Raw genomic sequence first — 7,206 nt, 5'->3', positions numbered from 1 at the left:
ACTCTAACGCTTATCGCTCATCGCGCGTCGCCATCCCGGACGATGAGGCAGATCTCGCTCCGCCAATGCCTGCGATAGATTTGGGCCTTGCGATAGTCCCGCATTGGGACTATATTTTGGTCGTGAGAATCATTGCGCTCAGCCACCTGAAAACGTTCTGGGAGCAGTACCCAGACGCCGAGCAACCGCTCCTCGCATGGGTTGATGAGGCGAAGAAAGCCAAGTGGCAATCACCGAGCGATATCAAGGAGAAGTACCGCAACGCGAGCATTCTCAAGAACCGCCGCGTCGTCTTCAACATCAAAGGTAATGACTACCGGCTTGTAGTCGCCCTGGCCTATCGCTACGGCGCCCTCTACGTGAAATTCATCGGCACGCACCGTCAATACGATGCGATCGACGCTGAAACTGTTGAAATGGATTGAACGCCATGCAGATCCATCCGATTCGCACAGAGCAGGACTACCGCGCGGCGCTAAAGGCGCTCTCGCCACTGTTCGACAATGAGCCCGAGCCCGGCACTCCTGAAGGGGACTACTTTGACGTCATGCTCACCTTAGTGGAAGCCTATGAAGCCAAGCACTTCCCAGCCGACCTGCCCAACCCTGTCGACGCCATCAAGTTCCGTATGGAGCAGTCAGGACTCACCGCAAGCGACTTAGTCCCGGCGATTGGGCGCACCAATCGCGTCTACGAAGTGCTAAACGGTACCCGTTCTCTGACGCTACCAATGATCTGGAGACTGCACAGCCAGTTTGGTATCCCAGCGGAAAGCCTCATCAAGCCGGTGCAGCGGGTTGGCGCCTAGAGTATCAAGTCAGGCAAGAGCCGCGCTGCGGATCGAACAGCTCGATCCAGTGCAGGACGGGTCTATCAGCAGCGGCGGCCAAATGCGTCTGGCAACCGACATTGGCCGTTGCAATCAGCGCGGGCGCGCCCGCTTGCAGGGCCTCGAGGCGATCGGCCTGCAGCCGCTTCGATAGCTCGGCCTGCAAGATCGAATAGGTACCGGCCGAGCCGCAGCAGCTATGCGCATCCCGCACCGGGGTTAGCTCGAAGCCGACGCTGGTGAGCAGCGCCTCGACGCGGCCCATCAGCCCTTGGCCGTGCTGCAAGGTGCAAGGCGGGTGGAAAGCAATCCGGCGCGGCAGATCACGCGCAAACGGACTCGGCAGCCGAGCCAGGTCCTCAGCGCTGATCAACTCGCTCAGGTCACGCGCTAGCGCTGAGACCCGGGCCGCCTTCTCGGCGTAGACAGGATCATCGCGCAGATGCCAAGCGTAATCCTTGACCAACGCACCGCAACCGCTCGCGGTGATCAGGATGCCCTCGGCCGGGGTTTGCTCAGGATCGCTCGGCTCGATCTCCGGCCACCAGGCGTCGATATTGCGGCGCATGAAGCGCTTAGCCTCGTCGGGCGCGGCCAGGTGCTGGCTGATCGCACCGCAGCAGCCGCCACCGAGAGGCTGGACAACCTCGATACCAAGCGCGGTGAGCACGCGCCTCGCCGCCAAAACCGTCGCCGGCGTCAGCGCAGGCTCGACGCAATTATCCAGCATCAACACCCGCCGGGATGTGATGCCGTCCTGCGTTTCCGTCGCCTCCGCTGCAGTCTCAACTGCACTCCTAGCGCCAAAAGCAGGTTCAGACTCAGGCGCAAGTGCGCCTCCGCCTGGTGCGTTGGAGCGAACAGATACACCCACAGCAGCGCCCGCAGCGCCACTGGTATCCGCGCCATTCCGCTGCGGCCAGCGCGACAGCGCAACCGGCACCTTGTCGCGCAATGTCCCCGGCAGCAGCGGACGTAGCCATTGCCCAATGCGCAGTAGCGGCACGAACCGGCTCGGATAGGGCAGCACCTTGCGCAGGCCCCAGCGCATCAACCGCTCATGCACAGGTCGCGGCACCAATCGCTCAATCCGCTCGCGGCCGATCTCAACCAGCTTGTGATACTCGACCCCCGAGGGACAGGTGGTCTCGCAGTTCAGGCAGGTCAGACAGCGATCCAGATGCTGCTGCGTGGTGCGAGTCGGCGCCGCACCCTCAAGCGTCAGCTTCAGCTGATAGATGCGCCCGCGTGGGCCGTCAAGCTCATCGCCCAAGAGCTGGTAGGTTGGGCAGGTGGCGGTGCAGAAGCCGCAGTGCACGCAGCTGCGCAGGATGCGATCGGCCTCGCGGCCGTCGGAGGTCGCCAGCAGTTCTGGGATCAGTCGCGTCTGCATGCTTGACTCACCGGTACAGCCGGCCGGGATTGAAGATGCCGGCTGGATCAAAGGCCTGTTTCAGGTTCTGATGCAGCCGCAAGGCGACCGGACTCAGCGGCGCGAAAACGCCCTTACTCGGCAGCCGAGCACTCGCTCCGGGTGGCGCTTCGGCGGTTGTTCCTGGGCCCGTTTCGGTGCTCGATCCGGCGCTCGCTTCGGTGCTCGAGCCAGCATTCAAGCCAGCGCGAAACAGGGTCGCATGACCACCTGCCGCTGCAGCCCAGGCGCGAACCGCCGCGGCTGACGCCCCAGATCCAATCTCATACCCGCGATCAGCTCCGATGACACCCCGAGCGGCGCCCGAGTGTTCAGCCCCAGTTCTAGCATCCCCCAGCCCCTCATCATCAAAAAGGGTCTCGCGACGCAGCCAGCGTAAAGCACCGCCCCATTCGATCAGGTCAACGTCCGGAATCGCATCCGCCGCCGTTGCTGGCGGCACCGAGATCCGCCATAACGGCAGCTCACCAGCGAAGCATTCCAGCTGCTGCTCGCGCACCGCGGTCCAGAAGGCGTCGGCATCCTCGGGCTCCATTAGCGCACCGCCGAGCATGCGCTGCGTCTCGCTCAGCGCCTCCTCACTCCCGGCCACGCGTACATGCAGCCGGCCATTCAGCCAAGCCGTGCCCGTGATCGGCAGCGCCTGACCGGCCCAACGCTGCATCAACGCCAACGCGCTCGCCTGATCTTGCTCCTGAACTAGCGTGATCCGCCCTGGCGCCCGCGGCATCACCTTGATCGACACCTCCAACAACACCCCCAGCACCCCAAGCGAGCCCACCATCAAACGCGACAGATCGTAGCCGGCGACGTTCTTCATCACTCGGCCGCCAAAGTCCAGCACCTCGCCCTTGCCATTGAGCATGCGCACGCCAAGCACCGCATCGCGCACACTGGCTGCGTAGGGCCGCCGAGGCCCAGACAGGCCCGCCGCCACCATCCCGCCGATCGTCGCCCGATCGCCGAAATGCGGCGGCTCGAATGGAAACTCCTGACCATGCTCAGCCAGCAACGCCTCAACCGCACTCAGCGGCGTGCCAGCTCGCACTGTGATCGCTAGCTCAGTCGGCTCATAGGCAATGACACCGCGGTGGCTTGAGCAGTCCAATTCGGCATCGGCCTGCATCGGATTGCCATAAAACGCCTTGGTCTTGCCGCCATGGAGCGCCAGCGTTGTGCCCGCCGAGCACGCAGCTTTGACTTGCTCGACTATCGCCTGCTCAGTCATCGTGTCCAAGTGTTCAACCATCGGAGTTGAGGCCATCCTTCTATCGTTTCTTTGCATCAATTGCTGATCACATCGGGAGGCGTCGCGCTGCGCACGAACGGCCTCAGCCGCACCTTCTCGCATTGGCGGAAGTGCGTTGCGCAACTGAGAGCGGTCTGGAAACTGGACGACCGTGTCATCCCGGCTAGGCACGCGCGGCACAAAGCAACCTCGGCTCAAAACCTTGGCAGCTCGGGAAACTTGAGCTCGCCATGATGGACGTGCATGGCGCCGAATTCGGCGCAGCGATGCAAGGTCGGCACCGCCTTGCCTGGATTCAGCAGACCTTTTGGGTCAAAGGCCGCCTTGACCGCATGCATCTGGGTCAACTCCGCGCTATTGAACTGCACGCACATCTGATTCAGCTTCTCCACGCCCACACCATGCTCACCGGTCACGGTGCCGCCGACCTCGACGCACAGCTCGAGAATGGCGCCACCCAAGGACTCAGCCTGCTCCAGCTCGCCGGGGTTGTTGGCATCGTAGAGGATCAATGGGTGCAGATTGCCGTCGCCGGCATGGAACACATTCGCAACCGGCAGCCCAACCTCCGCCGACAGCTCCGCAATACGATTCAGTACCGGCCCCAGTTGCCGGCGCGGGATGGTGCCGTCCATGCAGTAATAGTCTGGCGAAATGCGACCGACCGCCGGGAATGCGGCCTTGCGTCCCTTCCAAAACCGAAGGCGTTCGGCATCATCGGCCGCGGTGCGCACATCCGTCGCCTCAGCAGCAAGCAGCAGCTCGCGCACCCGCATCACATCCACCGACACCTCGGCGTTGAAGCCATCCAGCTCACAGATCAGGATCGCCGCCGCATCGACCGGATAACCGGCATGGACAAAGGCCTCGGCCGCGCGAATCGCCGGGTTATCCATCATCTCCAGCCCAGCGGGAATGATCCCGGCCCCAATGATCTCAGCCACCGCCGCCCCGGCCCGCTCGACGCTATCAAACGACGCCAACAGCGCCTGTGCCCGCTCCGGCTTCGGCAACAGCTTCACCGTTACCTCAACGATGATGCCGAGCATCCCCTCCGAGCCGGTCATCAGCGCCAGCAGATCCAGCCCCGGCGAATCCAGCGCCTCGGAACCGACCTCGAACAACTCGCCCTCGACGCTGACCAGGCTCAGCTTGAGGATGTTGTGCACCGTCAGCCCGTACTTCAGGCAGTGCACGCCGCCGGAGTTCTCGGCCACGTTACCGCCGATCGAACAGGCGATCTGAGATGACGGGTCCGGCGCGTAATAGAGCCCATGCGGCGCAGCGGCCTCGCTGATCGCCAGATTGCGCACCCCAGGCTGCACGCGCGCCATACGATTGGCCGGATCGATGGCAATGATCCGATTAAACTTCGCCAGCGACAGCAGCACCCCATCGGCGAGCGGCAGCGCGCCGCCAGAGAGCCCCGTGCCCGCCCCGCGCGCCACCACCGGCACCTCCAACCGATGACAGAGCCGCATGATCTGCTGCACCTGCTCCACCGTCTCCGGCAACGCCACCACCAATGGCCGCTGCTGAAAGGCACTCAGCCCGTCGCATTCATAAGGCGCCAGCTCGGCCTGAGTCGCGAGCACGCTCGCCGCAGGCAATAGCCGCCGCAGCTCCCTGATGATCTCGGGCTTTGGACTGATCGGGCGTTCGTCTGGGATTCTGGACATTAGGCTGAATGCCCTCCAACAGACGATAACCGCTGATAAACCTCAGTCAAGGCATCATCACCCCCGACATTACCGGGAAAGATCACCACCGGCAGATTCGGGAAGCGTGGATGGTCCTCCGGGCAGCGCACCACCGAGCAGCCCGCATGCACCTGCCCAAGCACCCGCGCGGTACGCAATGCCAGCGCCTTGCTCAGCGTATCGTTAGACGTGATCCCGCCCTTGCTGATCAGAAAGCCGATGTCGGCCGGCAATGCCTGTCCAATCTTCACCAGCAGATCCGCCACCCGATCACCAAAGGCGAGACGCTCCGCCTTGGTCGCGAACTGCCGCTCGCCGCGGCTGGTATAGAGCACGGCACCGCGCCCCTCGCCAATTGCCGCCTCCACCGCGGTGACCAGCTCGGCAACCAGCGGATCAACGGCCGCGGACTGCGCTTGATCCCTATTAGGACCCGCCGCATCCGTCGCATCGAGCCGCTCCAGATCGATCTCTAGCCCCACCGCATCCGTCTCCGCCAGCAGATGCTCCAACTGCCGCGTCGACTTACCGACATGCGAGCCCATCAGCACCACACCTGGCCGCCCGCCACGCACAAAGGCCGCCATCTTCGCCGCCGGCACCGGCTGCGGCGGCAGGTCCGCCAGCGCCGTCAACAGACTCGCCGCGCTGCGAAACAGAAATCGCTTGCCCTGCCCCGCCACTGCCAACAGCTGCCGCGCAAAGCCGTCCAGATCCGCCTGCTCCTCGGCGTCCACCACGCAACAGCGATTGCCCTCCAAGCGAATCAAACGCCCCTCCAACACCCCGCGCACATCCGCCAGCGAAAACCGCTCAACCTCGGCCGCGCTGATCCGCCCGCCCGTCTTCTCCTCGACATAGTCCGGCAGAAACGCCGTGCTGAAGCCGAACACCGAATCCCGCGCAAACTCCGTCTCATGCACCGGCACCGGCTCGCCATCGACCATCAAATAATGCGTCCCATCCCGCGTAAAGCGACCACCCTCAAAGAACGCAGGCACCAAAAAATGCGCATCGAACGGCCCCAGCTCATCCGCAATCACATCCGTCTCCACCGGATAATGACCCCGCAAGGTGCTATCTGAGCGACTCACCACCACCGGCTGCACGGGCGCCCCTGCCTCTGCCATCTGCGCCAAAGCAGCTCGCAGATTCACGCAGATCTCCCGCGTCACCCTCGCCGCCGAGAGCGCATCCATGCCCCGCGTATTGCTCAACACAAAGAACAGCGGCGACGCATCCCGCAGTCCTTCCAGCAGCGTCTCCACATCCCAGCGCGTCAACAATAGGCACCCATGCACCGTCTGCGAGCCGGTCGGGTCATCATCAATCGCAATGATCTTGGTTACAGGCTCAGCCATTTCTCGCTCCATCATCTCTCGTTCAGCCATTTCTCGCCCCCACCATCGCCGCATTCTGCGTCTGCTCGAGATGATGGAGCCCGCCCTCGCATCAATCCGGCCAATACGCAGCGTCGAGCAAGTTGTGTTCAGAAAAGGGACAGTTGTCCGGAAACGTCTCTTCGGCTAACCCAGTCTCCAAGGCAGCCCGGTTGCGCGCAGCGGGATAACGTCGCGCGACCAGCTCGCCGATCTTCCGCCGCAGGCTCGGGCTGTCCTCCAACAACTCAGCAATCTCATCGCGGGCATTCGCGATCGACAACCGCCAACTGACACCGCGAAAGCTCGGCTGGTAACGCCACTTGAGCAAATGGACGATCAACACCTTCAGGTGACTCGCCAACGCGTGCCGCTGGGCCTTACCCATATCCTCAAGCTCCTCAGCAACGCCGTTCAGATCCACCTCGCTCAACCGACCAGCGCGCAAGTGCTCAGCAACCTCCAAGGCCCAAGCGTAATAATCGCCGTCATGGGTGGCTTGCATCGTTTCAACTCCAGAACGCCTTGCTAAACGTCACCAAACTCCCGCAACACAATACGGACACGCGCGCAAACAAAACAGCACCGCAAGCCACACCACCCCGGAACTCGGTCCC

General features: G+C 63.1%; 7 protein-coding genes. 2 read left to right on the top strand and 5 right to left on the bottom strand.

Annotated features, from left to right (window positions below):
• The first annotated feature begins 122 nt into the window (after window positions 1-122).
• Window positions 123-425 (top strand): type II toxin-antitoxin system HigB family toxin, encoded by a 303-nt coding sequence (locus tag VBE63_RS22775; RefSeq protein WP_416274642.1) that lies wholly within the window; start codon window positions 123-125, stop codon window positions 423-425.
• Between the two features lie 5 nt (window positions 426-430).
• Window positions 431-808, top strand: a complete 378-nt coding sequence (locus tag VBE63_RS22770; RefSeq protein WP_323685301.1) for a transcriptional regulator — start codon at window positions 431-433, stop codon at window positions 806-808.
• Window positions 809-812: 4 nt separating this feature from the next.
• On the opposite strand, the gene VBE63_RS22765 is transcribed toward VBE63_RS22770, so the two are convergent.
• From VBE63_RS22765 to VBE63_RS22745, 5 genes are all read right to left on the bottom strand, one after another.
• The gene (locus VBE63_RS22765) at window positions 813-2,222 is read right to left on the bottom strand and encodes a heterodisulfide reductase-related iron-sulfur binding cluster (RefSeq protein WP_323685300.1); all 1,410 of its coding nucleotides are present in this window, start codon (window positions 2,220-2,222) and stop codon (window positions 813-815) included.
• A gap of 7 nt (window positions 2,223-2,229) precedes the next feature.
• Window positions 2,230-3,489 carry a glycolate oxidase subunit GlcE gene (glcE, locus tag VBE63_RS22760; RefSeq protein ID WP_323685303.1) on the bottom strand — a complete coding sequence of 420 codons (1,260 nt, stop codon included), beginning with the start codon at window positions 3,487-3,489 and terminating at the stop codon, window positions 2,230-2,232.
• A 215-nt stretch (window positions 3,490-3,704) separates the two neighbouring features.
• Entirely contained in the window at window positions 3,705-5,189 is a 1,485-nt protein-coding gene (locus tag VBE63_RS22755) for an FAD-linked oxidase C-terminal domain-containing protein (protein ID WP_323685299.1), read from the bottom strand.
• Window positions 5,189-6,571, bottom strand: a complete 1,383-nt coding sequence (locus VBE63_RS22750) for a four-carbon acid sugar kinase family protein (RefSeq protein WP_323685298.1) — start codon at window positions 6,569-6,571, stop codon at window positions 5,189-5,191. Before VBE63_RS22750 ends, VBE63_RS22755 begins: the two co-directional genes overlap by 1 nt.
• Before the next feature lie 91 nt (window positions 6,572-6,662).
• A complete protein-coding gene (locus VBE63_RS22745) occupies window positions 6,663-7,094 on the bottom strand; it encodes a DUF29 domain-containing protein (protein ID WP_323685297.1) in 432 nt (143 codons plus the stop codon).
• Between the last annotated feature and the right edge of the window lie 112 nt (window positions 7,095-7,206).

Origin of the sequence: Lamprobacter sp., from assembly GCF_034860625.1 — a bacterium.
GTDB lineage: Bacteria > Pseudomonadota > Gammaproteobacteria > Chromatiales > Chromatiaceae > Lamprobacter.
Note: the sequence above shows the minus strand (reverse complement) of the source record. Positions and strands in the feature narration are given on the sequence as shown.

Coding starts and splice junctions, on each gene's coding strand:
- VBE63_RS22755 (WP_323685299.1), bottom strand. CDS start 5,189: ATGTCCAGAATCCCAGACGAACGCCCGATCAGTCCAAAGCCCGAGATC.
- VBE63_RS22750 (WP_323685298.1), bottom strand. CDS start 6,571: ATGGCTGAGCCTGTAACCAAGATCATTGCGATTGATGATGACCCGACC.
- VBE63_RS22745 (WP_323685297.1), bottom strand. CDS start 7,094: ATGCAAGCCACCCATGACGGCGATTATTACGCTTGGGCCTTGGAGGTT.
- VBE63_RS22770 (WP_323685301.1), top strand. CDS start 431: ATGCAGATCCATCCGATTCGCACAGAGCAGGACTACCGCGCGGCGCTA.
- glcE (WP_323685303.1), bottom strand. CDS start 3,489: ATGACTGAGCAGGCGATAGTCGAGCAAGTCAAAGCTGCGTGCTCGGCG.
- VBE63_RS22765 (WP_323685300.1), bottom strand. CDS start 2,222: ATGCAGACGCGACTGATCCCAGAACTGCTGGCGACCTCCGACGGCCGC.